The sequence below is a fragment of the Variovorax sp. genome, assembly GCF_965279555.1.
Lineage (GTDB): Bacteria > Pseudomonadota > Gammaproteobacteria > Burkholderiales > Burkholderiaceae_C > Variovorax.
Genome location: NZ_OZ257247.1, coordinates 3,828,414 through 3,854,020 on the forward strand (window position 1 = coordinate 3,828,414; position 25,607 = coordinate 3,854,020).

Genomic DNA, 25,607 nt, shown 5'->3' on the forward strand with positions numbered 1-25,607 from the left:
GTGTTCCCTGAAATCGCATGAAAAGCTGGTGGCGTAAGGCCCCCGCGGCCGCGAACGACGAACGGCTCGCCGCTGTAGCCGGCGGAGCGGAGCGCGCGCTGCGCCGGCTCGAGTGGACGGTGATCCGCCGCCTCGACGGCCTGCTGCAGGGCGACTACCGCACGCTGATGCGCGGTGCCGGACTCGACCTGGCCGACCTGCGCGAATACCAGCACCACGACGACGTGCGCCACATCGACTGGAACGTCACCGCGCGGCTGCAGACGCCCCATGTGCGCGTGTTCACCGAAGACCGCGAGATGACCGCATGGTTCGTGCTCGACCTGAGCCGCTCGGTCGACTTCGGCTCGGGCCTGAAGGCCAAGCGCGAGATCTCTGCCGGCTTCGTCGGCGTGCTCGCGCGGCTGCTCACGCGGCACGGCAACCGGGTGGGGGCGCTGGTCTACGGCAGCGACCTCGAAGCGGTGATACCGCCGCGCAGCGGGCGCCGCCATGTGCTGCACCTGCTGCATGCGATGGACAGGCGCGCCGACAAGGCAGAGGGCACGCCCCAGCAAAAAGGCATGACGCGGCTGGACACCCTGCTCAAGTCGGCCGCCACGCTGATGCCGCGCCGCTCCACCGTGTTCGTGGTGTCCGACTTCCTGAGCGAGCCCGGCTGGGAGCGCCCGCTGGGCCAACTGGCGCAGCGCCATGAAGTGATTGCGGTGCGCCTGTTCGACCCGCTGGAACTGGAGCTGCCCGATCTCGGCTTGGTTCCGCTGCGCGACGCCGAGACCGGCGAGCAGCTCTGGGTCGACACCCACGATGCGGGCTTTCGCAAGCGCTTCGCCCGCATCGCGGCCGAGCGCGAAGCCGCTTTGCGCAGCGCGCTGGCCAAGGCCGGCGTCGACGCGCTCGAACTCTCGACCAGCGACGACCTGGTGGAAGCCATCGTCCGTTTTGCCGATATGCGCAAGCGCCGCACGCGCATCGGCCTCGCAGGCATGAAGGCGGTGGCAGCATGACTTTTCTCTGGCCTCAATTCCTCTGGCTGCTGGCGGCGCTGCCGCTGCTGGTGCTGCTCTACATCTGGCTGATACGCCGCAAGAAGAAGCTGGCGGTGCGCTATGCCAGCCTGTCGATCGTGCGCGAGGCCATGGGCGCCGGGCAGACGATGCGCCGCCACATTCCGCCCGCGCTGTTCCTGCTGGCCATGGCCGCGATGCTGGTTGCCGCGGCCCGGCCGATGGCGGTGGTGGTGCTGCCGTCGAACCAGCAGACCATCATCCTCGCGATGGACGTGTCTGGCAGCATGCGCGCGGCCGACGTGCTGCCCAACCGGCTGGTGGCGGCGCAGGACGCGGCCAAGAGCTTCATCAAGGACCTGCCGCGCAGCGTGAAGGTGGGCGTGGTGGCTTTCGCGGGCAGCGCGCAGGTGGCGCAACTGCCGACCACCAACCATGAAGACCTGGTGACCGCCATCGACAGTTTCCAGCTGCAGCGCGCCACCGCCACCGGCAACGCCATCGTGGTGTCGCTGGCCACGCTGTTCCCCGACGCCGGCCTGGACGTTGAGCAGTTCAGCGCGCCGAGCCGCCAGCGCGGCGCGGCCATCGACTCGTCGGAGAAGAAGCTCAAGGACTTCACGCCCGTGGCGCCCGGCTCTTTCACCTCGGCCGCGATCATCATGCTGACCGACGGCCAGCGCACCACCGGCGTCGATCCGCTCGACGCCGCCAAGGCCGCCGCCGACCGCGGCGTGCGCATCTACACGGTGGGCGTGGGCACGGTCGACGGCGAGACCATCGGCTTCGAGGGCTGGTCGATGCGCGTGCGCCTCGACGAGGACACGCTCAAGGCCATCGCGCAGAAGACCAATGCCGAGTATTTCTACGCCGGCACCGCGAGCGACCTGAAGAAGGTCTACGAGACGCTGAGCACCAAGCTCACCGTGGAGAAGAAGGAAACCGAGATTTCGGCACTGTTCGCGCTCGGTGCAGCGGTATTGACGCTGCTGTCGGCGGGGCTGTCGCTGCTCTGGTTCAACCGGATTCTTTAGAGCCGGCAGGCACCTGGGGCGACTTCACCGCCCCGATGCCCCCCAGGAACAGATCGGCCACGATCGGCGCAATGGCCGCGTGGTCTAGCCGCCCATCCGGCTTCATCCAGGTGAACATCCAGTTGATCATGCCGAACAGCAGCATGGTCAGCGGCTTGGCGAGGTCGTCGCTCGGCGCGCCGGGGCGCAGTGCGGAGACGGCGCGCGCAAAGCCCGCGACCACCTCGCGCTCCTTGTCGAGCACGCGCTCGCGGTCGGCCTCTTCGAGAAAGCGCACGTCGTCGGTCAGCACGCGGTGCGCGTCCTGCGCGCCGGCGTATTCCTCGACGATGCGGTAGATGAAGCGGCGCAGGCGCTCTTCGTCGGTGTGCGTCGAGGCCTCTTCCTCGGCCACCAGGGCCGCGAGCTTGGACACGTGCGTCTCGGCGATGCTGATCAGCAGGCTGCTCTTGTCCTTGTAGTAGTGGTAGAGCGTGGCCTTCGAGAGGCCGCAGGCCTCTGCCACCTGGTTCATCGAGGTGGCGGGGTAGCCGCTGCGCGCGAACAGTTGCGCGGCCTGCGCGAGGATCAGTTCACGCTGGTCGTCGTAGGTGGCGGATCTTCCACGCGGCATCGGGTCGGTTTCCTGGGTTGGGCTGTTGGAACAACGCGCGATCTTGCACGAAGCGCGATCGAGATCAGCCGCGCCTGGTCGCGATGAGCGAGCGCACGTCGGTGGCCGGCAGGCGCGGCCTGCCCTGCTCCACCCGGGCGAGCGGCGCCACCTCGTGCAGGCTGGCGAGGCTGCGTACCGTGAGGGCCTGGTAGGTCTGCGTGCCTTCCAGCTTCCAGGCGATCTCGTCCTCGGTCAGCTCGCGCTTCACCTTGGCCGGGATGCCCGCCACCAGCGAGCGCGCCGGCACCTTCATGCCGGCCGGCACGAAGGCGCAGGCCGCGACGATGGCCTTCTCGCCGATCTCGGCCTCGTCCATGACCACCGCGTTCATGCCCACCAGCGCGTCGCGCCGCACGATGCAGCTGTGCAGGATCGCGCCGTGGCCGATGTGGCCGTTGGCCTCGATCACCGTGTCGTTGTCGGGAAAGCCGTGCACGCAGCAATGGTCCTGCACGTTCGAGCCCTCCTCCAGCACGATGCGGCCGAAGTCGCCGCGCAGGCTGGCGCAGGGGCCCACGTAGCAGTTGGGGCCGACGATCACGTCGCCGATGAGCACGGCCGTGGGGTGCACGTAGGCGCTCGGATCGACGACCGGGATCACGCCGTCGATGGAATAGCTGGGCATTCGGTCTCCTTTGTCTTCGGGTCTCAGGGTTTGCCCTGAAGCGACCCCGCTTGTGTCGGAATCGAGGTCGATCCTAAAATCAACCGAACGGTCGGTCAATAGTGTTTGCACGCCAGGCCGCCTCCCACGAAGGACGAAAGAGACACGCAATGACTGAGCCTTTGGTACTCATCAGCAACGCGGGCGCGGTGCGCACGCTGAGCCTGAACCGCCCCGCGGCGCTCAACAGCTTCACCACCGGGCTGCATGCCGAGCTGATGGCCGCCCTCGAAGCGGCGGCGAACGACGAGGTCGTGCGCTGCGTGGTGCTCACCGGCGCCGGCCGCGCCTTCTGCGCGGGGCAAGACCTGGCCGACCCGTCGGTCGCGCCCGACCCCACGCCCGGTGCCGCGCCCAAGGACCTGGGCCACGTCATCTCCAGCTACTACGCCCCGCTCGTCGCGCGCCTGCGCTCGATGCCGGTGCCGGTGGTTGCCGCCGTCAACGGCGTGGCCGCCGGCGCGGGCGCCAACCTGGCGCTGTGCTGCGACCTCGTGGTGGCCGGCCGCTCGGCCAGCTTCATCCAGGCCTTCACCAAGATCGGCCTCGTGCCCGACACGGGCGGCACCTGGCTGCTGCCTCGCCTCGTCGGCTCGGCGCGCGCGCTGGGCATCGCGATGCTGGGCGACAAGCTGTCCGCCGAGGAAGCTGCGCGCATCGGCCTGATCTGGCAGTGCGTGGACGACGCGGCTCTGGCCGAAACGGCCGCCGCACTCGCCACGAAGCTGGCGGGCATGCCCACCCGCGCACTCGTCGCCACCCGCCAGGCCATGGCCGCCGCGCAGGACATGGACCTGGACACCGCCCTCGCCGAAGAAGCCCGCATCCAGCGCGACCTGGGCAACGCCGACGACTACCGCGAAGGCGTCGAGGCCTTCCGCGCCAAGCGCGCGCCCGTCTTCAAGGACCGCTGAGCCATGACCGACACACAACGCACGCCGCAGCAGACGGCCGAATACGTCCGCGACGGCATGTTCGCCAACGACAACGCCACCAAGGGCCTGGGCATGCGCATCGTCGAGGTCGGCCCCGGCCAGGCCACGATCGAGATGCGCGTGCGCTCAGAGATGCTCAACGGCCACGCCACCTGCCACGGCGGCTTCATGGCCACGCTGGCCGATTCCACCTTCGCCTTCGCCTGCAACTCGTACAACGAGCTGACCGTGGCCTCGGGCTTTTCCATCGACTTCATCGCCCCGGCGCGCGAGGGCGACCTGCTCACCGCGCGCTGCCACGAGGTGTCGAAGGCCGGCCGCACCGGCGTGTACGACACCGAGATCACCAACCAGCGCGGCGAGCGCATCGCGATGTTCCGCGGCCGCTCGTACACAGCCAAGGGCCGCCCCGCCGTCGCTGCCTGAGGAGACATCCAGACCATGACAGCAAGACACCCAGCCCCCGGCGAACTCGACCCGATCGAAACCGCCAGCCGCGACGAGATCGCGGCACTGCAGCTCACCCGCCTGCGCGCCACGCTGCAGCGCGCCTACGACAACGTGCCGCACTACCGCCGGGCCTTCGACGCCAAGGGCGTGCACCCCGACGACCTGAAGTCGCTCGCCGACCTGTCGAAGTTTCCGTTCACGGTGAAGAGCGACCTGCGCGACAACTACCCCTTCGGCATGTTCGCCGTGCCGCGCACGCAGGTGGCACGCATACATGCGTCGTCGGGCACCACCGGCAAGCCGACAGTGGTGGGCTACACGAAGAACGACATCGACACCTGGGCCGACCTGGTCGCGCGCTCCATCCGCGCGGCGGGCGGGCGCGCCGGCGACATGATCCACGTGTCCTACGGCTACGGCCTGTTCACCGGCGGCCTGGGCGCGCACTACGGCGCCGAGCGCGCGGGCTGCACCGTCATCCCCATGTCGGGCGGCCAGACCGAGAAGCAGGTGCAGCTCATCCAGGACTTCAAGCCCGACATCATCATGGTCACGCCCAGCTACATGCAGGTGATCATCGAGCAGTTCGAGCGCCAGGGCCTCGACGCCAAAGACAGCTCGCTGAAGATCGGCATCTTCGGCGCCGAGCCGTGGACCGAAGCCATGCGCCGCGACATCGAGGCCAAGGCCGGCATCGACGCGGTCGACATCTACGGCCTCTCCGAAGTGATGGGCCCCGGCGTGGCCAGCGAATGCGTGGAAAGCAAGGACGGCCCCGTGATCTGGGAAGACCACTTCTACCCCGAGATCATCGACCCCGAGACCGGCGAGCTGAAGGCCGACGGCGAAGAAGGCGAACTGGTCTTCACCTCGCTGAGCAAGGAGGCCATGCCCATCGTGCGCTACCGCACGCGCGACCTCACGCGCCTGTTGCCGCCCACCTCGCGCTCGTTCCGCCGCATGGGCAAGATCGTCGGGCGCAGCGACGACATGATGATCATCCGCGGCGTCAACGTCTTCCCCACGCAGGTAGAGGAGATCGTGCTCGCGCACGAGCGCCTGTCGGGTCTCTACCAGGTGCACGTGCGCCGCGACGGCCTGCTCGACGAGGTCGAGGTGCACTGCGAGCTGCAGCCGCGCACGAGCGTCGACGAGAGCGAACGCAAGGCCATCGCGAGCTGGGTGCAGGACCGCGTGAAGACGCTGGTCGGCATCTCGACCACGGTGCGCGTGTTCGACCCCGACTCCATCGAACGCACGCAGACCGGCAAGGCCCGGCGCGTTTTCGACACCCGGCCGCGCTGAACGCGCACGCCGTTTCAACCCTCTTTGCAAAAGGACACGCACATGTACACCCAGGCAATGGACACCATGGGCAAGGACGCAGGCGACGGCAAGCAGAAGGTCGTGCGCTCCGCCGAAGAGATGCGGCTCGAGGAACGCTTCGACGCCCACATCGACGCCGGCGACTTCATCGAGGCCAAGGACTGGATGCCCGAGCACTACCGCAAGACGCTGGTGCGGCAGATCAGCCAGCATGCGCACTCGGAAATCGTCGGCATGCTGCCCGAGGGCAACTGGATCAGCCGCGCGCCCACGCTCAAGCGCAAGGCCATCCTGCTGGCCAAGGTGCAGGACGAAGGCGGCCACGGCCTCTACCTGTATGCCGCGGCGGAGACACTGGGCACCTCGCGCGACCAGATGTTCGACGCGCTGCACAGCGGCAAGGCCAAGTACAGCTCGATCTTCAACTACCCCACGCTCACCTGGGCCGACATGGGCACCATCGGCTGGCTGGTGGATGGCGCGGCCATCATGAACCAGGTGCCGATCTGCCGCTGCTCGTACGCGCCGTATGCGCGCGCCATGATCCGCATCTGCCGCGAGGAGAGCTTCCACCAGCGCCAGGGCTACGAGGCGCTGCTGACCATGATGACCCACGGCACCGACGCGCAGAAGGCGATGGTGCAGGACGCGGTCAACCGCTGGTGGTGGCCCTCGATCATGATGTTCGGCCCGCCGGACGATCAGTCGCCCAACAGCGCGCAGTCGATGCGCTGGGGCATCAAGCGCTTCAGCAACGACGAGCTGCGCCAGAAGTTCGTCGACGCCACGGTGGAGCAGGCCCGCATCCTCGGCGTGACCCTGCCCGACCCCGACCTGAAGTGGAACGAAGAGCGCCAGGCGCACGACTTCGGCGCCATCGACTGGAGCGAGTTCTGGCGCGTGATCGGCGGTGACGGCCCTTGCAACCGCGAGCGGCTGCAGGCCCGTGTCGACGCCTGGGAAGACGGCGCATGGGTGCGCGAAGCCGCAATGGCCCATGCCAACAAGCAACCAATGAAGGAGGCGGCATGACCGTCGAACAGAAACAAGAGTGGCCCCTGTGGGAAGTGTTCGTGCGCAGCAAGGCCGGCCTCGACCACAAGCACTGCGGCAGCCTGCACGCGGCCGATTCGAAGATGGCGATCCAGATGGCGCGCGACGTGTACACCCGCCGCCAGGAAGGCAGCAGCATCTGGGTGGTGCGCTCCGAGCAGATCGTGGCGAGCGACCCGGGCGACAAGGACATGTTCTTCGATCCGGCGGAAGACAAGGTCTACCGCCACCCGACCTTCTACGCGCTGCCCAAGTCCGTGGACCACATGTGAGCGGCCATTGACGGGAACATCATGCAAGCATCGATCGAACTGAACCGCACGCCCGCCGTGCAGTACCTGCTGCGCATCGGCGACACCTGCCTGGTGCTGGCGCAGCGCCTGGGCGAGTGGTGCGGCCATGCGCCCGTGCTCGAAGAGGACATCGCGATGGCCAACATCGCGCTCGACCTCGTCGGCCAGGCCCGTGCGCTGCTCACCCACGCCGGCAAGCTCGAAGGAGCCGGCCGCGAGCATGACGAAGACCAGCTCGCCTACCTGCGCGAGGAGCGCGACTACTTCAATCTCACCATCGCCGAGCTGCCGCGCGGCGACTTCGCCTTTGCCGTGGTGCGCAACACCATGGTGTCGACGCTGCTCAAGCTGCTGTGGCAGCGCCTGGCCGCATCGAGCGACGCCGAGGTGGCCGCCATCGCCGGCAAGGCGGTGAAGGAAGCGCGCTACCACCAGCAGCATTCGGGCGACTGGGTCGTGCGCCTGGGCGACGGCACGGAAGAATCGCGCCGCCGCACGGAGAAAGCGCTGAAGCAGCTCTGGCTCTACGTGCCCGAGCTGTTCGAGAGCGACGCCGTGGATGCCGAAGCCAGCGCCAGCGGCCTCGGCCCGGCCTGGAGCGAGCTGCGCGATCCCTGGCTCGCCGACATGCAGCAGGTGCTGGACGCCGCCGGGCTCGCCATGCCCAAGGAAGCAGCTTTCCGCAGCACCGGCAAGCAGGGCGTGCACAGCGAGCACATGGGCTACATCCTGGCCGAGATGCAGCACCTGCAGCGCAGCTTTCCCGGAGGCGTGTGGTGATGAACGCGCTGGCCTCGCGCGTCGATGCGGCGTGGGCCGTGCTGCACACCGTGCCCGACCCCGAGGTGCCGGCCGTGTCGGTCTGCGACCTGGGCATCGTGCGCGACGTGATCGAGCATGACGACGGCCTGGAGATCGTGCTCACGCCCACTTACTCCGGCTGCCCCGCCACCGAAGCCATCGAGCACGACGTGCTGGCCGCCATCGAGCAGGCCGGCCTGGGCCGTGCCCGCGCCACGCTGCGCCGCGCGCCCGCATGGACGAGCGACTGGATCAGCGAGGAAGGCCGCGCCAAGCTCAAGGCCTACGGCATCGCGCCGCCCGCCCACCTCACACCCGAAGCCGCGGCCAACACCGCCATGCCGATCAAGCTCTTCGGCCGCATCTCCGGCGAGCGCATCGCCTGCCCGCGCTGCGCGAGCGAGCGCACCGAACGCCTCTCCGCATTCGGCTCCACCGCCTGCAAGGCCCTGTACCGCTGCATGGCGTGCAAGGAGCCGTTCGAACACTTCAAGCCGATCTAGAAAAGCACCCCCGCGATGAGCACCCTCTTCCATCCCCTGCGCGTGAAGGCCATCGAGCCCGACACGGCCGAGGCCGTCATCGTCTCCTTCGAAGTCCCCACCGACCTGCAGGAAGTGTTCGGCTTCACGCAAGGCCAGTACCTCACGCTTCGCAAGGACATCGACGGCCAGGACCTGCGCCGCTCCTATTCGATCTGCGCCGGCCTCGACGACGGCGAATTGCGCGTCGGCGTGCGCAAGGTGCGCGGCGGCGTGTTCTCCAACTGGATCAACGCCAACCTGCAGCCCGGCGACACCCTGCAGGTGATGGCGCCGCAGGGCCGCTTCTTCGTGCCCATCGAGCCTTCCTCTGCGCGGCACCACGTCGGCATCGCGGGCGGCAGCGGCATCACGCCGATCCTGTCGATCATGAAGACGGTGCTGGCGCGCGAGCCCGCGAGCCGCTTCACGCTGATCTACGGCAACCGCCAGCTGCAGTCCACGATGTTCAAGGAAGAAATCGAGGACCTGAAGAACCGCTACATGACCCGGCTGGTGCTGCAGCACGTGTTCTCCGACGAGCACACCGATTCGCCGCTGGGCTTCGGCGTGATGAACCGCGAGAAGATCGGCGAGTTCCTGCAAAGCGTGGTGCCGGCCGCGCAGATCGACCATGTGTATGTGTGCGGCCCGTTCCAGATGAACGACGAGGCCGAGGCCGCGCTGCTCGCGGCCGGCGTGCCCGAGGAACGCATCCACATCGAGCGCTTCGGCGTGGCGCTGCCCTCGGCCACGCAGGTCGGCGCGGTGGTGCACGAGGCCCGGCCCGGCGACGCCAAGCAGTCGCGCATCACCATCGTGCGCGACGGCCTGCAGCGCGAGATCACCTTCACCGAAGGCCAGCCCAGCATCCTCGACGCGGCTTCGGCGGCGGGGCTGGAAGTGCCGTTCTCTTGCACGTCGGGCGTGTGCGGCACCTGCCGCGCCAAGCTGGTGGACGGGGAAGTCCGAATGGAGCGGAACTTCGCTCTCGACAAGAATGAGGTGGCCGCCGGTTTCGTGCTGACCTGCCAGGCGCACCCCCTCACCGAATGCGTCACCCTCTCTTTCGACGAGCGGTGATAGATACTTCAGTCCTCAACAATTTTTCAACCCGGAGACAAGCCCAAATGAAATTCTTCAAGCCCTTGCTGATCGCAGCGCTGTGCGCCACCGCCGCCGCCTCGTGGGCCGACGTCAATGTCGGCGTGACCATCTCGGCCACCGGCCCGGCAGCGTCGCTGGGCATCCCCGAGAAGAACACCATCTCGCTGATGCCCAAGACGATCGGCGGGCAGAAGATCAACTACATCGTGCTCGACGACGCCTCCGACACCACCGCGGCCGTCAACAACACGCGCAAGCTCATCGCCGAGAACAAGGTCGACGTGATCCTGGGCTCGACCACCACGCCGGCCTCGCTCGCCATGATCGACGTGGCAAGCGAGGCGCAGACGCCGATGATCTCGGTGGCCGCGTCGGCCCGCATCATCGAGCCGATGGACGCCAAGAAGAAGTGGGTGTTCAAGACGCCGCAGAACGACATCATGATGTCCCTGGCCATCGCCGAGCACATGGCCGCCAACGGCGTGAAGACCGTCGCCTTCATCGGCTTCTCCGACGCCTACGGCGAAGGCTGGTCGCAGGAATTCGCCAAGGCCGCGGACCTGAAGAAGATCAAGGTCGTGGCCAACGAGCGCTATGCCCGCACCGACACCTCGGTGACCGGCCAGGCCCTGAAGATCATGGCCGCCAAGCCCGACGCGGTGCTGGTCGCCGGCTCCGGCACGCCGGCCGCGCTGCCGCAGAAGACGCTGAAGGAACGCGGCTACGGCGGCAAGATGTACCAGACCCACGGCGTGGCCAACGCCGACTTCCTGCGCGTGGGCGGCAAGGACGTGGAAGGCACCTTCCTGCCCGCCGGCCCGGTGCTGGTGGCCGAGCAGCTGCCGGCCAGCAACCCGGTGAAGAAGTCCGCGCTCGCCTATGTGGCCGCGTATGAAGCCGCCTACGGCAAGGGCTCGGTCTCGACCTTCGGCGCGCACGCCTGGGACGCCGGCCTGCTGATGAGCTCGGCCGTGCCGGCCGCGCTGAAGAAGGCACAGCCGGGCACGCCCGAATTCCGTGCAGCACTGCGCGACGCACTGGAGCAGACCAAGGATGTGTCCGGCGCGCACGGCGTGTTCAACATGACCGCGCAGGACCACCTGGGCCTGGACCAACGCGCCCGCGTGATGGTGAAGATCGAAAACGGCGCCTGGAAATACCAGCCCTGATATATCCCTGGGCTCGCCCCCAGGCTTCGCGCACTTCGTGTCGCTTCTCCCACCCCCCACCGGGGGCAACACCTGAGGCCCGGCAAAGCCGGTTCCTCGGTGTTTCCGATCTGAATCACGGGCGACGCCCGAAGGTTGTTTTATGGATTCGCAGATTGCCCTGTTGCTGGGGCAGGACGGCATCGTGAACGGAGCGGTCTACGGACTGATGGCGCTCGCGTTGGTGCTGGTGTTTTCGGTCACGCGCGTGATCTTCATTCCGCAGGGCGAGTTCGTCGCCTTCGGTGCGCTCTCCATGGCCATGCTGCAGGCCGGCCGCGTGCCGTCCACGCTGTGGCTGCTGCTGGCGCTGGCCGCGGCGGTGCTGGTGGTGGAGTTCTGGCGCTGGAAACGCGGCGCGGTGGTCGACTGGGCCTCCGCGCTCGCATGGTGCGTGGTGCTGCCTGCGGCCGCGGCCGCGTTGGTGCTGCTGCTCAAGCCCACGTCGATGACGGGCCAGACGCTCACCACGCTGGTGCTCATCATGCCGCTGGGCCCGCTGCTCTATCGACTGGCCTACCGGCCGCTGGCGGACGCCAGCGTGCTGATGCTGCTGATCGTGTCGGTCGCGCTGCACGGCGTGCTGGTCGGCCTGGGCCTGCTGTTCTTCGGCGCCGAGGGCTCGCGCACCGCGCCGTTCTCCGAAGCGCGCCTGGACATCGGCGGCATCCCCGTCAGCGGGCAGTCGCTGGTGGTGGTGGGCGTCACGCTGCTGCTGGTGATCGCCATGTTCCTGTTCTTCGGCCGCTCGATGGTCGGCAAGGCGCTGCGTGCCACCGCCATCAACCGCGTGGGCGCGCGGCTGTCGGGCATTCCGACCGAGCTGTCGGGCGACCTTAGCTTCGCGCTCGCGGCGCTCATCGGCGCTGTGTCGGGCCTGCTGATCGCGCCGATCACCACGGTGTATTACGACACCGGCTTCCTGATCGGCCTGAAGGGCTTCGTGGCCGCCATCGTCGGCGGGCTCGCGAGCTATCCGCTGGCGCTGGCCGGCGCGCTGCTGGTCGGCCAGCTCGAAGCCTTCGCCTCCTTCTGGGCCAGCCCGTTCAAGGAAGTGCTGGTCTTCACCCTGATCATTCCCGTGCTGTGGTGGCGTTCGCTCAACAGCCATCATGTGGAGGACGAGGAATGAACCCGTCTTCGAACAATCCCGCCGTTCCCGCCCAACCCGAAGGCAAGCCGCTGGTCACGCCGCGCCAGCTCACGCTGGTGCTGGTGGTGCTGCTGGCGCTGTCGTGGGGCTTCCTGCCCGAATTCACCGTCTCGGTGCTCAGCAACATCGGCCTCTATGCGCTGGTCGCGGCCGGGCTGGTCATGCTGACCGGCGTGGGCGGCATGACCTCGTTCGGCCAGGCCGCGTTCGTCGGCATGGGTGCCTACGCGACCGCATGGATCTGCACCTCGCCCACCGCCGCCGCATGGCTGGGCGGCATGGTCGCACCCGGCCTGCTGCCGTGGGCCGGCCTGCTGCTGGGGCTGCTGTTCACCTTCGCGCTGGCGTGGATGCTCGGCGCGGTCACGCTCAAGCTGCAGGGCCACTACCTGCCGCTGTGCACCATCGCCTGGGGCCTGAGCCTCTACTACCTGCTGGGCAACATGGAGTTCCTCGGCGGGCAGACGGGCATCACCGGCGTGCCGCCGCTGGTCATGGCGGGCGTGTCGCTCGCCACGCCGCGCGCGCTGGGCGTGGTGATCTGGGCGGTGTTGCTGCTCGCGCTGTGGGCGTTGCACAACCTGCTCGATTCGCGCGAAGGCCGCGCCATCCGAGCGCTCAAGGGCGGCCGGCTGATGGCCGAGTCGATGGGCGTGGACACCGCGCACCACCGCATCAAGCTGTTCGTGCTGGCCGCGCTGCTGGCGGCGGTGTCGGGCTGGCTCTATGCGCACATGCAGCGCTTCGTGAACCCGACGCCCTTCAACCTGAACATCGGCATCGAGCTGCTGTTCATGGCGGTGGTCGGCGGCGCGGGCCACCTGTGGGGCGCGGTGCTGGGCGCGGCGCTCATCACGCTGCTGAAGGAGAAGCTGCAGGACGTGCTGCCCGCGCTGCTGGGCACCAGCGGCAACTTCGAGGTGATCGTGTTCGGCCTGCTGATGCTGTTCGTGCTGCAGCGATTCTCGGACGGCCTGTGGCCCACTCTGGCGCGCATCACGCGCCGCTGGGTGCGCGAGGACGCTACGGCCAGGAAGCCCGCCGCCGCAGCCTCGAAGACGCCGGCCGTGCAGCTCGCGCAACGCACGCTGCCCGCCAGCGGCGAACTGCTGCTGCAGGCCAGCGACGTGAGCAAGCGTTTCGGCGGCCTCGTCGCCAACAACGCCATCTCGATGACGCTGAAGGCCGGCGAGATCCACGCGCTGATCGGTCCGAACGGCGCCGGCAAGAGCACCTTCTTCAACATGATCTCGGGCGTGGACGACCCCACCTCGGGCGAGGTGAAGCTGGCCGGCCAGCCGATGGCCACCAGGCCTTCGCGCGCCTTTGCCGCGCTGGGCCTGGGCCGCACCTTCCAGCATGTGCGCCTGCTGGGCCAGCGCAGCGTGGTCGAGAACGTCGCGCTCGGCGCCCACCTGCGTGCAAAGCGCGGCTGGCTGGCCGCCATGCTGCGCCTGGACCGCGCCGAAGAAGCCGCGCTGATGGCCGAAGCCCGCAAGCAGATCGAACGCTGCGGCCTCGGCGCGCATGCCGACACGCCCGCCGCATCGCTCTCTCTCGGCCAGCAGCGCGTGGTGGAAATTGCCCGCGCGCTCGCCGGCCAGCCTTCGGTGCTGCTGCTCGACGAACCCGCCGCCGGCCTGCGCCACCTTGAAAAGCGCGCCCTCTCGGTGCTGCTGAGCCAGTTGCGCGCCGAAGGCCTCGGCATCCTGGTGGTGGAGCACGACATGGAGTTCGTGATGAACCTGGCCGACCGCATCACGGTGCTCGAGTTCGGCACCGTCATCGCCACCGGCACGCCCGCCGAAGTGCAGGCCAACCCGCGCGTGCTCGAGGCCTACCTGGGCGGCGCCGACGACGAACTACTGGAGGACGCACGATGAGCGTTGCAGGGCCGCCCCAAAACGCGAAGGCCCCCTCGGGGGGAAGCGCAGCACACGAAGTGGCAAGCGTGGGGGCACGCTACAGCCATCCTTTGCTTCAACTCGACGGCTTCTGCGTCGCCTACCGCACCGTGGAAGCTGTGCACAGCGTGCGCCTGCAGGTGAACGAAGGCGAGATCGTCACCGTGATCGGCCCCAACGGCGCCGGCAAGACCACGCTGCTGTGCGCGGCCATGGGCCTGCTGCCTTCCACCGGCCAGCTGATGCTGAACGGCGAGCGCATCGCGCGCCCCGGCGTCGAGACCATGGTGGCGCGCGGCGTGGCGCTGGTGCCCGAACGGCGCGAGCTCTTCGGCGAAATGTCGGTCGAAGACAACCTGCTGCTCGGCGGCTTCTACCAGTGGCGCAAGGGCAAGCGCGACCAGCGCGCGCGCATGGACGAGATCTTCGAGATCTTCCCGCGCCTGAAGGAGCGCCGCCCGCAGATGGCCTCCACGTTATCGGGCGGCGAACGCCAGATGCTGGCCATCGGCCGCGCGCTGATGGCGCGCCCGCGCCTGTTGATGCTCGACGAGCCCTCGCTGGGCCTGGCGCCGCTGGTGGTGCGCGAAGTGCTGCGCGTGGTGTCGCAGTTGCGCAGCCACGGCGTGTCGGTGCTGCTGGTCGAACAGAACGCACGCGCCGCGCTGCAGGTGGCCGACCGCGCCTACGTGCTGGAGATGGGCGCCGTGGCGCTCGAAGGCAAGGCGCGCGATTTGCTGCATGACCAGCGGATCATCGATACCTACCTGGGTATCGGCAAGAAGGAGTGACTTGACTTTCACCCTCCCCCGCTGGGGGAGGGCAGGGGTGGGGGCACGGCGGCCTCCACCGCCGCGCAGCCTTCGAGGACGGGGCTGCCCCCATCCCAGCCTTCCCCCAGCGGGGGAAGGAGCAACACGCAAAGGACTCGCACCATGACCACCACCCTCCAAAGCTACATCGCCGGCCGCTGGATCGGCCAGCAGGCCGCGCAGCAGTTGCGCAGCGCCGTCAACGGCAAGCCCGTGGCAAGCACCCACGCCGAGGCCATCGACTTCGCCGAGGCCCTGCAGTACGCGCGCCGCACCGGCATTCCCGAGCTCATGAAGCTCGACTTCCAGCAGCGCGCCGAGCGCCTGAAGGCGCTGGCCAAGTACATCGCCGCGAACAAGGAAACGCTCTACGCCATCTCCGCCCACACGGGTGCGACGCGCGCCGACAGCTGGATCGACATCGAAGGCGGCGCGGGCACGCTGAGCGCCTACGCCGGCATCGGCACCAACGAGCTGCCCTCGGGCAACCTGGTGCACGAAGGCCCCGCATTCCCGCTCGGCAAGAAGGGCGGCTTCGCGGGCACGCACATCCTGGTGCCGCGCGGCGGCGTGGCGGTGCACATCGACGCGTTCAACTTCCCGGTGTGGGGCCTGCTCGAGAAATTCGCGCCCAGCTTCCTCGCGGGCATGCCCTGCATCGGCAAGCCGGCCACGGCCACCAGCTATCTGACCGAAGCGCTGGTGCGGCTCATCGTGCAGTCGGGCATCCTGCCTGCAGGCAGCCTGCAGCTGGTCATCGGCAGCACGGGCGACCTGCTCGACCGGCTCGAAGGGCCGGACGTGGTCACCTTCACCGGCTCGGCCGATACCGCCGCCAAGCTGCGCGTGCACCCGAACATCGTGCGCCAGTCGATCCCGTTCAACGCCGAGGCCGACTCGCTCAATTGCGCGATCCTCGCGCCCGACGTGACGCCCGACGACGAGGAGTTCGATCTCTTCGTGAAGGAGGTTGCGCGCGAGATGACCATCAAGGCCGGCCAGAAGTGCACTGCAATCCGCCGCGCGATCGTGCCGCGCCAGCATCTCGACGCGGTGGCCGAGCGGCTGCGCGCGCGGCTGGCCAAGACCGTGGTGGGCGACCCGTCGCGCGAAGAAGTGCGCATGGGCGCCCTCGCCTCGCGCGACCAGCAGGCCGACGTGGCCGAACGCGTGGCCACGCTGCTGCAGGGCGCGGAGCTGGTGTACGGCGAGCGCGACGGCTTCTCGCCGGTGGGCGACGGCGTGAGCGAAGGCGCCTTCTTCGCGCCCACGCTGCTGCTGAGCCGCAAGCCGCTCGAACACGATGCCGCGCACGACGTCGAGGCCTTCGGGCCCGTCAGCACGCTGATGCCCTACGACGGCATCGACGAGGCGCTGGCACTGGCCGCGCGCGGCCGCGGCAGCCTGGTGGGCACGCTGGTCACGCGTGATCCGGCCATCGCCGCCAAGGCGATACCGGTGGCCGCCGCATGGCATGGCCGGCTGCTGGTGCTCGACCGCGAAGCCGCCGCCGAATCGACCGGCCACGGCTCGCCGCTGCCGCAGCTCAAGCACGGCGGCCCGGGGCGCGCCGGCGGCGGCGAAGAACTCGGCGGCCTGCGCGCCGTGAAGCACTACCTGCAGCGCACCGCATTGCAGGGATCGCCCACCATGCTGGCCGCCATCACCGGCGAGCACGTGCGCGGCGCGGCCGTGCGCGAGAGCGAGGTGCATCCGTTCCGCCGCTATTTCGAAGACCTGCGTGTCGGCGATTCGCTGCTCACCCATCGTCGCACCGTCGGCGAGGCCGACATCGTGGCCTTCGGCGGCATCTCGGGCGACTATTTCTACATGCACTTCGACGAAGTGGCGGCGAAGCAGTCGCCCTTCGGCAAGCGAATCGCGCACGGGTACTTCGTGCTGTCGGCGGCGGCCGGCCTGTTCGTGTCGCCCTCGCCCGGCCCGGTGCTGGCCAACTACGGCCTGGACACGCTGCGCTTCACCAAGCCCGTGGGCATCGGCGACACCATCCAGGCGCGCCTGACCTGCAAGCGCAAGATCGACCGCAACAAGAAAGACGCGAGCGGCCAGGGCCAGGGCGTGGTGGCCTGGGACGTGGAGGTGACGAATCAAGACGGCGAACTGGTCGCCAGCTACGACATCCTGACGCTGGTCTCCAAGAAGCCGGAAGCGGTGCAGGCATGACGATGTTCGATCTCACAGGCAAGGTCGCGCTGGTCACGGGCGGCAACGGAGGCATCGGCCTGGGCATGGCGCAAGGGCTTGCCAAGGCCGGCGCGCGCGTCATCGTGGCCGCGCGCAATGCGCAGAAGTCGGCCGCCGCGGTCGAGGCGCTGAAGGCGCTGGGCAGCGACAGCTTCGCGCTCGAAGCCGACGTGAGCGACGAAGCCTCGGTGCAGAAGCTGTTCGACGACGCCGCCGCGCGCTGCGGGCGGCTCGACATCCTCGTCAACAACGCCGGCACCACGGTGCGCAAGCCCGTCGACCAGCTCGCGCTGGCCGAATGGCACAAGGTGATGGACACCAACCTCACCAGCGCCTTCCTGTGCAGCCGCGCCGCGCATGCGCACCTGAGGGCCGCGGGCGGCGGCAAGATCATCAACATCGGCTCGATGATGTCGATCTTCGGCGCGCCCTATGCGCCGGCCTACGCTGCCAGCAAGGCCGGCATCGTGCAGCTCACGAAGTCGACCGCGCTCTCCTGGGCGCCCGACAACATCCAGGTCAACGCGATCCTGCCCGGCTGGTTCGAGACCGAGCTCACCGACGGCGCGCGCAGCCAGATCCCCGGCCTGTACGACCGCGTGGTGGCCCGCGCCGCCGCAGGCCGCTGGGGCCAGCCCGCGGATATCGCCGGCACCGCCGTGTTCCTGGCGAGCGCCGCGTCGGACTACGTGACGGGCACCGCGATTCCCGTGGACGGCGGGTTTTCTATAGCCGGATAGTTCACCGTGGCCGTGTAAATTCGGCCGCCATGCTCTTCTGGTTCCAGATCTTCGCCTTCGTCGTCGGCACCGCCGCGCTGCTCTACGCGTCACGCGGCCCGCTGAGCCGGCCCGGCTCGCACGGCTTCTACCGCTTCTTCGCATGGGAATGCATGCTGGTGCTGGCTCTGGTGAACCTGCCGTGGTGGCATGACGATCCGTTCTCGGCCAGGCAGATCATCTCCAGCACCTTCTTCGTGCTGTCGATCTGGCTGCCGATCCATGCGGTGCGCCTGCTCAAGGCGCAGGGCAAGCCGACCGAGGCGCGCAACGACGACCCCGCGCTCTACGGCTTCGAGAAAACCTCGGCCATCGTCAGCACCGGCGCCTTCCGCTACATCCGCCATCCCATGTACACGGCACTGATGCTGCTGGCCTGGGGCGCGTTTCTCAAGCAGTTCAGCTGGCTCACGCTGCTGCTGGTGCTCGCGGCCACGGTGCTGCTGTTCATGACGGCGCTGCGCGACGAGCAGGAATGCATCGCGCATTTCGGCGATGCCTACCGCGACTACATGCGGCGCACGCGGCGCTTCATTCCGTTCGTTCTGTAGCTGCGCGGCGCGGGCGCGCGCCTTATACCGCAGGCCCATGCCGCTACCTTGCGGGATGCTGACCCGCACGATCAGGTTCCGTTCACACGAACCTCCTAGCATTCGCACATGCTTCTCGCACGCGTCCGCCATTTCGCCAGAGCGCACTACCGTTGGTGGTGCGTGGCGGGGCTGCTGCTGATTTTTCTCCAGCCTTTCATCGCGGCCCACTTCCGCTGCGACGGCCTGGAGGACGAGCCGATGCTGCGGGTGCGCAGCGTCAGCGACACAACGCAGTTCGAGGCCGACGACCGCGCCGACCATCCGAGCGACCACGAGACCACGGTCTTCGCCCAGGCGCCGGCGAGCATCGACCACCCCGACGCCTTCGACTTCGGGCTGAGCACGCTCATGGCCATGGTGCTCGCGATGCTGCCGCTGGCCGTGGCAATAGCACGGCTTGCCACGGCCATCGTGCGCGAAGCGCCTGAACACGTGCCACCGCACGGCGGCGCGCCGCCTTGCGCGCAGCCCTGGCGACGCCTGCCGCCCACCGCTGCCCCGCCCTACGGGATCTGAGAAACCGACGCCGCGCGCGTCGCGTCCTCCTGCTGACTCCGCGCAGCAGGCCTCTCTTCCTCGTCTAAAGGACTGACATGTCCACATTTTTCAGGTGCGCCTGCCGCACCTTGCGCAGCCCTGCGCCTGTTGTTCGCATTCATCCGCAAGGAGTGGCGCCATGGACGCGCTGAACCTCGCATTCTTTCACTGGATCTACGCCGGCAGCCATCCCACGCCATGGGTGCTTTCGGTCGCCATCGCCTTCGCGCTCTGGGGCAGCTGGCTCGGCGCGGGCATCGTCGCAGTGACGCTGTGGCGGCAACGCGCCGACCGCGCCTACCTGTGCATCGTGGCCGCCGCCGCCGGCGTGACCTCGCTGCTGGCGCACACCATCGCCACGGCCCTCAATGTTCCGCGCCCCTTCGCCGCGGGGCTGGGACAGTCATACATCGAGCATGCGAGCCGCGGCTCGATGCCGAGCACACATGCGGCCGTCATGTTCATGGTCGCGCTGGCCTTCATGCTGCGCCCCGGCCTGCGCCGCATCGGCATGCCGCTGCTCGCGCTGGCCGCCGCCACCGGGTGGGCGCGCGTGTACGTGGGCGTGCATTTTCCGGCCGACATCGTCGCAGGCCTGCTGCTGGGCGCGGTCGTCGCCGGCGCAATCGCCATCGCGCGGTGGCTCTTTCTCTTCTTCGTCCCGCGAACTGGCCGCGCACCCGCCGACAGCCCGGCGACCAGCTCTCTCTGGAGGCACTCATGATCTCTTCGTCCACCGCAAGACATTCGCGCACCGGCGCCGGCATCACCCCTGACACGGCCTTCCCGTCCGGCACCTCCGGCGCCCCCGAGCCGCTGGCCCAGGCCGGCATGCCCGACGCACCCGCCGCCGACGCGCGCAGCATCTCGTGCGTCATTCCCTGCTACAACGAGGCGGCCAATCTGCGCCTGATGCTGCCGCTGCTCGAGGACATCCTCTGGGCCACGCGGCTGCGCTGGGAAATCATCGTGGTGGACGACGGCAGCACCGACGACACCGCCGCCGTGGCCGAGGCATGGTGCGAGCTCGCGGGCTTTCGCTGCATCTCGCTGTCGCGCAACTTCGGCAAGGAAGCCGCGCTCACCGCCGGCCTTGCGGCGTCCACCGGCGACGCCGTGGTGCTGCTGGACGGTGACCTGCAGCACTCGCCCGAGCTGATCCACGCGATGCTCGCCCAATGGACGGCGGGCGCCGAGGTGGTCTACGCGGTGCGCGAGCAACGCAGCGACGAAAGCCGCTTCAAGCAGCTCGGCAGCAAGCTCTTCTACAACCTCGTCAATTCGTCGGACCGTTTCGAGGTGCCGAAGGACGCGGGCGACTTCCGCCTGATGGACCGCAAAGTGGTCGACGCGCTCATGGCCATGCCCGAGCGCAGCCGCTTCATGAAGGGCCTCTACGCCTGGGTGGGCTTCCGCGCCGTGGCGCTGCCCTACACGCCCGCGCCGCGCGCAGAAGGCACCACCAAGTTCAACGCGCGCCGGCTGATCGGCCTGGCCATCGACGGCCTCACCGCCTTCACCACCTGGCCGCTGCGCATGGTGAGCGTGGTGGGCCTCCTGCTTGCGGTGCCGGCCTTCGGCTACGGCACCTACGTGACCATCGACCACCTGCTGTTCGGCAACTCCGTGTCCGGCTGGACCACCATCGTCGTGAGCCTGATGTTCTTCATCGGCATCCAGATGATCTCCACCGGCATCGTGGGCGAATACATCGCCCGCATCTACGAGGAGGTCAAGGGCCGTCCGCTGTACGTGGTCCGGCGCGAACACGGCAAGGGACTCGAGTCCGAGACCGGGAAACCATGAGACGACGTGCTTCCTGGTGGACCTCGCCCCGCCCCCTCTGGCTCATTGCCGCGCTGTTCGCATGGCTGCTCGCGACCGCATGGGTGCGCCCGCTGATGGCGCCCGACGAAGGGCGCTACGGCGGCGTGGCGCTCGCGATGCTGCGCTCCGGCGACTGGCTGGTGCCGCGGCTGGACGGCCTGCCCTTCTTCCACAAGCCGCCGCTGTTCTACTGGATCGGCGCGGCGGCGATGTCGGTCACGGGCCCGGTCGAATGGGCGGCGCGGCTGCCTTCGATCATCGGCGCGGGCACTGCGGCGGCGGCGCTGTTCCTGTTCCTGCGGCGCTGGTCGACGCTGCGGCAGGCGCTGCTGTCGACCGTGGTGCTGGTGACCACGCCCTTCTTCTTCCTGGGCGCGCAGTTCGCCAACCTCGACATGCTGGTGGCCGGGTGCATCTCGGCCACGGTGCTGCTGGCCGCCGGCGCGGCGCTGGCGCGGGAGCGCGGCGAGCCGTGGCGCGCACTGCTCGCGGGCGCCTACCTGACGGCCGCGGCCGGGCTGCTGGCCAAGGGACTGATCGGCCTGGTGCTGCCCGGTGCGGTGCTGGTGCTGTGGTGCGCAGCAACGCGCAAGACCGTGGTGCTGAAGCTCGCGCTGTGGCTGCCGGGCTGGGCGATCCTGCTGGCGGTGGCGGGCCCGTGGTTCGTCGCCATGCAGCTGAAGTATCCCGAGTTCTTCGACTACTTCGTCATCACCCAGCACTTCCGGCGCTTCGCTTCGTCGGGGTTCAACAACGAGCACCCTTTCTGGTTCTACATACCGGTGCTGGCGGTGCTCACGCTGCCGTGGTTCGCCTGGGTGTTCGTGCCGCGCGGCAAGGACGACAAGGACAGCGCGCCCCGATCGCGCCTGTCCGACGTCGACTGGCTCATGTGGATCTGGCTGGCGGTGATCGTGGTGTTCTTCTCGATGCCGCGATCCAAGCTGGTCGGCTACGTGCTGCCCGCGCTGCCGCCGCTGGCCTGCCTGATCGCGCAGCGCGTGCTGGCCGGCCGCGTCGTCGAGAAGCTGCTGCCCGGAATGCGCGCCACGGCGGCGGTTGCAGCCGCGCTGTGCGTGGTGTGCGTGGTCGCGGTCGCCATCTACTCGGTGCCTCCGGGCACGCGGCTGCGGCTGCCGGCGGGCCAGTCGGTGGCCCCGGGCGACCAGGTGATGATGCTCGACAGCTACTACTACGAGATCCCGTTCTACTGGAACCTGCGCCAGCCGGTGCTCGTGTCGGACGACTGGAAGGCCGCCGCCATCGACACCCGCGACAACTGGCGCAAGGAGATCTTCGATGCGAGCCGCTTCGAGCCCGCGCGCGCCGACGCCACGCTGGTCGACCGGACACAGCTCGCGCCCGTGCTGTGCGTGCCGCGCACCACCTGGCTGGTCGGGCCGATCGCCTCGCAGCTGTCGAACCCCTGGCTGGGCAAGGCGCAGCTGGTGGCGGTCAACGAAAGCATGGCTGCATGGCGCTTCCAGGGAAGCGCCACGCGCGACCCGGACTGCCTGGGCACCCCTGCCCCTGCGCCCGCGCCTGCCGGTGCCGCCCTACCCTCCCCTCCCGTGCCTGTCCCCTCCACGAATGGCAATGACTGATACATCCAGCCCGCTGGGGCCGACGATGCGCCACCTCTGCGTGTGCGCGGACGACTTCGGCATGAGCCCCGGCATCAACGCCGCCGTGCTCGAGCTTTCCGAGCTGGGCAAGATCTCCGCGACCGGCGGCATGGTGCGGCGCGGCGCATGGGTCGCGGGCGCACGGGCGCTGCGGCGGCTCGACACCGCGCGGCTGGACGTGGGCCTGCACCTGGACCTCACGCGGCCCGACACGCCCGACGGCCCCGAGCCCGGCCTCGCGGGGCTGATCGCGCGGACCTACACGCGCACCGTGTTCTCGCCCGTGCTCCACGCCGACATCCGCGACCAGTTCACCCGCTTCGAAGACGCGATGGGCCGCGCGCCCGCGTTCGTCGACGGCCACCGGCACGTGCACCAGTTCCCGGTGGTGCGCGAACTGCTGGTCGACGAGATCGTGCGCCGCTACCCCCAGTCGCCGCCGTGGGTGCGCTACACCGCGCCGGGCGCCAGTAACGGCCCCGACCGGCTGAAGGCCCGCGTGATCCACGCACTGGGCGGCGCGCGGCTGGCGGCGCTCGCCAAGGAGCACGGCATTCCGGTGAGCCGGCGCCTGCTCGGCGTGTACGACTTCACCGGCGACGTGCAGGGCTACGAAGCGCACCTGGCCGAATGGCTCGCAGCCTGCCGCACCGGCGACGTGCTGATGTGCCACCCGTCGACCGGCATACAGCCCGGCGACCCGCACGGCTCGGCGCGCATGCGCGAATACGCGGTGCTGCGCGCGCTCTCGCTGCCGCCTCGAGGGCAGGCAGGCGGGATCGCGATCACGCCGCTGTCGCAAGTCTTCAGGCGTGGCGAACTCGCCCATGCATAGGACCGGTTTCGCCGGGGCCGGCTATCTGGCAGCCTTCCTTTGGGTGGCGGCGCCGGCCAGGTAGGCAAGCCACTGCCATGTGCAACATGGGGGCGCTAACATGCGCGCCTCCTCATCCGCGCAGCCCGACTCTCCCATGCCCTCTCCGAAAAGCACCGCCTTTCCCTCGGCGGCGCAAGCCGCACTGCTGTTCATCGCGCTGTGCCTGTGCGAGATCGTCGTGGGTGCGGCGCTGCGCGATGCCAACCGGTGGCTCGGCCTGAACGGCATGCAGATCGGCGTGCTCTCTGCCGTGCTGGGCAACGGCTGCGTGTTCGCGGCGGTGATGCATGCGCAGCAGCTCACATGGCGCGAGTTGTTCCACCAGTCGCGCGCTTCCGCCGGCGTCACGCTGCTGCTGGTGGTGCCGCCTGTGCTGCTGCTGGTGCCCGCGCTGCTGCTGACCATCACTTCCGCCTTCAACCTGTTGGTACGCATCGCGCCGCTCTCGGCCTGGGAAGAAGCCATGTTCAGCCGCATGGCCGACGGCAGCGTCGCGGCCGTGCTGGCGGTGTGCGTGGTGGCGCCGCTGCTCGAGGAAATGCTGTTCCGCGGCATCGTGCTGCGCGGCTTCCTGCAGCGCTATCCGCGCTGGCAGGCCATCTTCCTCTCGGCCCTGCTGTTCGGCGCCGCGCACATGAACATCTACCAGTTCGTGGTCGGCTTCATCATGGGCACGGTGCTCGCGTGGCTCTACGAGCGCACGCGCTCGCTCATTCCCTGCATCGCGCTGCATGCCGCGTACAACAGCGCCACGCTGCTGTTCGCGGACTGGCTCGATGCCGCGTCGCCGGTACGCCTGCTGTGGGTCGCGCTGCTTGCACTTGTCGCAGCCGTGTGCGGCACGCTGGTGCTGAGGCTGATGCTGGTGGCCAGGCCGGCGCGGCGCACGTCGGCCTAGATCGCGGATCGGAGCCACGCATGTTGGGTCGACGCATCTACTTGCCGGACCGCAATGGAACCGGCAGCCGCGTCGCATCGTCGATGACTCCAAGTCTGCACTTGCGTGTGCCGAAAAGAATCGGGATCACGCCCTCCTCGTAGGCGAAGCCGCCGTCAAGCGAGTAGTTCTTTCCAGCTTCCAGCACCGTCTTGATCGCAATCTTGCATGTGCGATTGCCGGACGCCATTTCGAAGTAGACGAGGGTTATTTCTTCGTTCGCGGGGACTTTGACATAGCCCTCGGGCCTGCTCTTGGACGACCGGACGTCGAATAGATTGCCGGAGCCTAGACCACGGGCCTGATCGCCCGACATCCACACGCTGATCGACTCATGTCGCCCGGAAGCTCCGAGCAGAACACTCCGCAAATTAGCACTAGGTATGCCGTCGGGGAGCGCGTACGGTATTGGCGGCGTACTGCTGCACGCTGCGAGGATGGCTGTGCAAGAAGCAGTCACGATGGAGCGAAAAAGCCGGCCCGATGGCAGACGAGGTGCAAGATGCTTGTTCATATCAGTTAGGCAGCCGTCGCTCGCGGATTCGGCCAGCGAGTGTGCCGAGGTTTCAAAGGCGAGAGATTGTGAGAGTGAGACGGGCGAGGACCACGGGCCTTTGTCACGAAAGAGCCCTATTGCTCGGACTACCGGCAGCTTCGGAGCCGATGCTCAGCTGGTCGCGGAGACACGTTGATGCTGCAAGGTCTGCGGCCGCGCATCGACCGCCTCCCCGTCGACGATGAAGTGGCCGCCCGCCACGTGGTGCAGCGTGCGCAGCTCGTCATGCCCGTCGAAGTTCCAGCGCCCGTTGGCGAACACGCGCGAATCGGCCTGCGCGGCGATCACCTCGCCCAGGAACAGGTCGTAGCTCTGCTGGATATGCGGCTCGGGCAGCAGTCGGCATTCGAGCCACGCCGCGCAGCCTTCGAGCAGCGGCGCATCGGTGGCCGTGCCCGCGAAGGTCTGCAGGCCATAGGCCGCGAACTTGTCGTGCCCCGACTGCTCGACGATCTCGCGGCCGGAGCTGTTGCCCAGCGCTTCCGTCAGGTCGAGCTGCGCGCGCGTGGGCACCTGCAGAGCGAAGCTGCCGGCACCTTCGAGCAGCACGCGCGTCCAGGTGCTCTTGTCGAGCACCACCGCCACCTTGGGCGGCGCGAAGTCCAGCGGCATGGCCCAGGCCGCGGCCATGATGTTGCGCTGGCCGCCGTGCGCCGCGCTCACCAGCACGGTGGGGCCGTGGTTCAGCAGGCGGTAGGCCTTGTCGAGGGGAACGGGCAGGCGGTGGTGGGAGGCGTTCATGGCATGG

General features: G+C 68.6%; 27 protein-coding genes. 23 read left to right on the plus strand and 4 right to left on the minus strand.

Features of this window, described 5'->3' with window-relative positions; all coding sequences use genetic code 11:
* The first annotated feature begins 17 nt into the window (after positions 1–17).
* Positions 18–1,007 (plus strand): DUF58 domain-containing protein, encoded by a 990-nt coding sequence (locus tag ACQY8B_RS18120; RefSeq protein WP_422087976.1) that lies wholly within the window; start codon positions 18–20, stop codon positions 1,005–1,007.
* Positions 1,004–2,041, plus strand: coding sequence for a VWA domain-containing protein (locus ACQY8B_RS18125; protein WP_422087977.1), 1,038 nt, complete (start codon positions 1,004–1,006; stop codon positions 2,039–2,041). Before ACQY8B_RS18120 ends, ACQY8B_RS18125 begins: the two co-directional genes overlap by 4 nt.
* Here ACQY8B_RS18125 and ACQY8B_RS18130 read toward each other — a convergent pair.
* Positions 2,025–2,654: a TetR/AcrR family transcriptional regulator gene (locus ACQY8B_RS18130; protein WP_422087978.1), complete on the minus strand. Its 630-nt coding sequence runs from the start codon at positions 2,652–2,654 to the stop codon at positions 2,025–2,027. The genes ACQY8B_RS18125 and ACQY8B_RS18130 overlap by 17 nt on opposite strands.
* Positions 2,655–2,718: 64 nt before the next feature.
* Complete coding sequence (locus tag ACQY8B_RS18135; protein WP_205367873.1) at positions 2,719–3,321, minus strand: phenylacetic acid degradation protein PaaY; 603 nt, start codon at positions 3,319–3,321, stop codon at positions 2,719–2,721.
* A 149-nt stretch (positions 3,322–3,470) separates the two neighbouring features.
* Here ACQY8B_RS18135 and ACQY8B_RS18140 point away from each other — a divergent pair, with 149 nt between their 5' ends.
* The 21 genes from ACQY8B_RS18140 to ACQY8B_RS18240 all read left to right on the plus strand — a co-directional run bounded on the left by ACQY8B_RS18140 (position 3,471) and on the right by ACQY8B_RS18240 (position 24,264).
* Positions 3,471–4,274: an enoyl-CoA hydratase-related protein gene (locus ACQY8B_RS18140; RefSeq protein ID WP_422087979.1), complete on the plus strand. Its 804-nt coding sequence runs from the start codon at positions 3,471–3,473 to the stop codon at positions 4,272–4,274.
* A 3-nt stretch (positions 4,275–4,277) separates the two neighbouring features.
* A complete protein-coding gene (paaI, locus tag ACQY8B_RS18145; protein ID WP_106935490.1) occupies positions 4,278–4,721 on the plus strand; it encodes a hydroxyphenylacetyl-CoA thioesterase PaaI in 444 nt (147 codons plus the stop codon).
* Positions 4,722–4,736: 15 nt separating this feature from the next.
* Positions 4,737–6,050, plus strand: a complete 1,314-nt coding sequence (paaK, locus tag ACQY8B_RS18150; protein ID WP_422087980.1) for a phenylacetate--CoA ligase PaaK — start codon at positions 4,737–4,739, stop codon at positions 6,048–6,050.
* 42 nt (positions 6,051–6,092) lie between these two features.
* Entirely contained in the window at positions 6,093–7,103 is a 1,011-nt protein-coding gene (gene paaA, locus ACQY8B_RS18155) for a 1,2-phenylacetyl-CoA epoxidase subunit PaaA (RefSeq protein ID WP_422087981.1), read from the plus strand.
* The gene (gene paaB, locus ACQY8B_RS18160; protein WP_081265691.1) at positions 7,100–7,396 is read left to right on the plus strand and encodes a 1,2-phenylacetyl-CoA epoxidase subunit PaaB; all 297 of its coding nucleotides are present in this window, start codon (positions 7,100–7,102) and stop codon (positions 7,394–7,396) included. The genes paaA and paaB overlap by 4 nt, the downstream gene beginning before the upstream one ends.
* A 21-nt stretch (positions 7,397–7,417) precedes the next feature.
* The gene (gene paaC / locus ACQY8B_RS18165; protein WP_422087982.1) at positions 7,418–8,197 is read left to right on the plus strand and encodes a 1,2-phenylacetyl-CoA epoxidase subunit PaaC; all 780 of its coding nucleotides are present in this window, start codon (positions 7,418–7,420) and stop codon (positions 8,195–8,197) included.
* Positions 8,197–8,721 (plus strand): 1,2-phenylacetyl-CoA epoxidase subunit PaaD, encoded by a 525-nt coding sequence (gene paaD, locus ACQY8B_RS18170; RefSeq protein WP_422087983.1) that lies wholly within the window; start codon positions 8,197–8,199, stop codon positions 8,719–8,721. Before paaC ends, paaD begins: the two co-directional genes overlap by 1 nt.
* A gap of 15 nt (positions 8,722–8,736) precedes the next feature.
* Positions 8,737–9,822 (plus strand): 1,2-phenylacetyl-CoA epoxidase subunit PaaE, encoded by a 1,086-nt coding sequence (gene paaE, locus ACQY8B_RS18175; protein ID WP_422087984.1) that lies wholly within the window; start codon positions 8,737–8,739, stop codon positions 9,820–9,822.
* A gap of 47 nt (positions 9,823–9,869) precedes the next feature.
* The gene (locus ACQY8B_RS18180; RefSeq protein ID WP_422087985.1) at positions 9,870–11,015 is read left to right on the plus strand and encodes an ABC transporter substrate-binding protein; all 1,146 of its coding nucleotides are present in this window, start codon (positions 9,870–9,872) and stop codon (positions 11,013–11,015) included.
* Positions 11,016–11,157: 142 nt separating this feature from the next.
* Positions 11,158–12,186: a branched-chain amino acid ABC transporter permease gene (locus ACQY8B_RS18185; RefSeq protein WP_422087986.1), complete on the plus strand. Its 1,029-nt coding sequence runs from the start codon at positions 11,158–11,160 to the stop codon at positions 12,184–12,186.
* Positions 12,183–14,090 carry an ABC transporter permease subunit gene (locus ACQY8B_RS18190; protein WP_422087987.1) on the plus strand — a complete coding sequence of 636 codons (1,908 nt, stop codon included), beginning with the start codon at positions 12,183–12,185 and terminating at the stop codon, positions 14,088–14,090. Before ACQY8B_RS18185 ends, ACQY8B_RS18190 begins: the two co-directional genes overlap by 4 nt.
* A 92-nt stretch (positions 14,091–14,182) precedes the next feature.
* Entirely contained in the window at positions 14,183–14,902 is a 720-nt protein-coding gene (locus ACQY8B_RS18195; RefSeq protein WP_422087988.1) for an ABC transporter ATP-binding protein, read from the plus strand.
* A 144-nt stretch (positions 14,903–15,046) separates the two neighbouring features.
* Entirely contained in the window at positions 15,047–17,107 is a 2,061-nt protein-coding gene (paaZ, locus tag ACQY8B_RS18200; protein WP_422087989.1) for a phenylacetic acid degradation bifunctional protein PaaZ, read from the plus strand.
* Positions 17,104–17,868: an SDR family NAD(P)-dependent oxidoreductase gene (locus ACQY8B_RS18205; RefSeq protein ID WP_422087990.1), complete on the plus strand. Its 765-nt coding sequence runs from the start codon at positions 17,104–17,106 to the stop codon at positions 17,866–17,868. Before paaZ ends, ACQY8B_RS18205 begins: the two co-directional genes overlap by 4 nt.
* 29 nt (positions 17,869–17,897) lie before the next feature.
* Positions 17,898–18,458 carry a methyltransferase family protein gene (locus ACQY8B_RS18210; RefSeq protein ID WP_422087991.1) on the plus strand — a complete coding sequence of 187 codons (561 nt, stop codon included), beginning with the start codon at positions 17,898–17,900 and terminating at the stop codon, positions 18,456–18,458.
* A gap of 108 nt (positions 18,459–18,566) precedes the next feature.
* Positions 18,567–19,016 (plus strand): hypothetical protein, encoded by a 450-nt coding sequence (locus ACQY8B_RS18215; RefSeq protein ID WP_422087992.1) that lies wholly within the window; start codon positions 18,567–18,569, stop codon positions 19,014–19,016.
* A 160-nt stretch (positions 19,017–19,176) separates the two neighbouring features.
* Positions 19,177–19,761, plus strand: a complete 585-nt coding sequence (locus tag ACQY8B_RS18220; RefSeq protein ID WP_422087993.1) for a phosphatase PAP2 family protein — start codon at positions 19,177–19,179, stop codon at positions 19,759–19,761.
* Positions 19,762–19,868: 107 nt separating this feature from the next.
* Positions 19,869–20,843 (plus strand): glycosyltransferase family 2 protein, encoded by a 975-nt coding sequence (locus ACQY8B_RS18225; RefSeq protein WP_422089068.1) that lies wholly within the window; start codon positions 19,869–19,871, stop codon positions 20,841–20,843.
* On the plus strand, positions 20,840–22,468 hold the full coding sequence (locus ACQY8B_RS18230) for an ArnT family glycosyltransferase (protein WP_422087994.1): 1,629 nt from the start codon (positions 20,840–20,842) through the stop codon (positions 22,466–22,468). The genes ACQY8B_RS18225 and ACQY8B_RS18230 overlap by 4 nt, the downstream gene beginning before the upstream one ends.
* Entirely contained in the window at positions 22,461–23,324 is an 864-nt protein-coding gene (locus ACQY8B_RS18235; RefSeq protein ID WP_422087995.1) for a ChbG/HpnK family deacetylase, read from the plus strand. Before ACQY8B_RS18230 ends, ACQY8B_RS18235 begins: the two co-directional genes overlap by 8 nt.
* Positions 23,325–23,460: 136 nt before the next feature.
* On the plus strand, positions 23,461–24,264 hold the full coding sequence (locus ACQY8B_RS18240) for a CPBP family intramembrane glutamic endopeptidase (protein WP_422087996.1): 804 nt from the start codon (positions 23,461–23,463) through the stop codon (positions 24,262–24,264).
* Between the two features lie 37 nt (positions 24,265–24,301).
* On the opposite strand, the gene ACQY8B_RS18245 is transcribed toward ACQY8B_RS18240, so the two are convergent.
* Positions 24,302–24,619, minus strand: coding sequence for a hypothetical protein (locus tag ACQY8B_RS18245; protein ID WP_422087997.1), 318 nt, complete (start codon positions 24,617–24,619; stop codon positions 24,302–24,304).
* A gap of 351 nt (positions 24,620–24,970) precedes the next feature.
* Positions 24,971–25,600, minus strand: coding sequence for a flavin reductase family protein (locus tag ACQY8B_RS18250; protein WP_422087998.1), 630 nt, complete (start codon positions 25,598–25,600; stop codon positions 24,971–24,973).
* Positions 25,601–25,607: the final 7 nt, after the last annotated feature.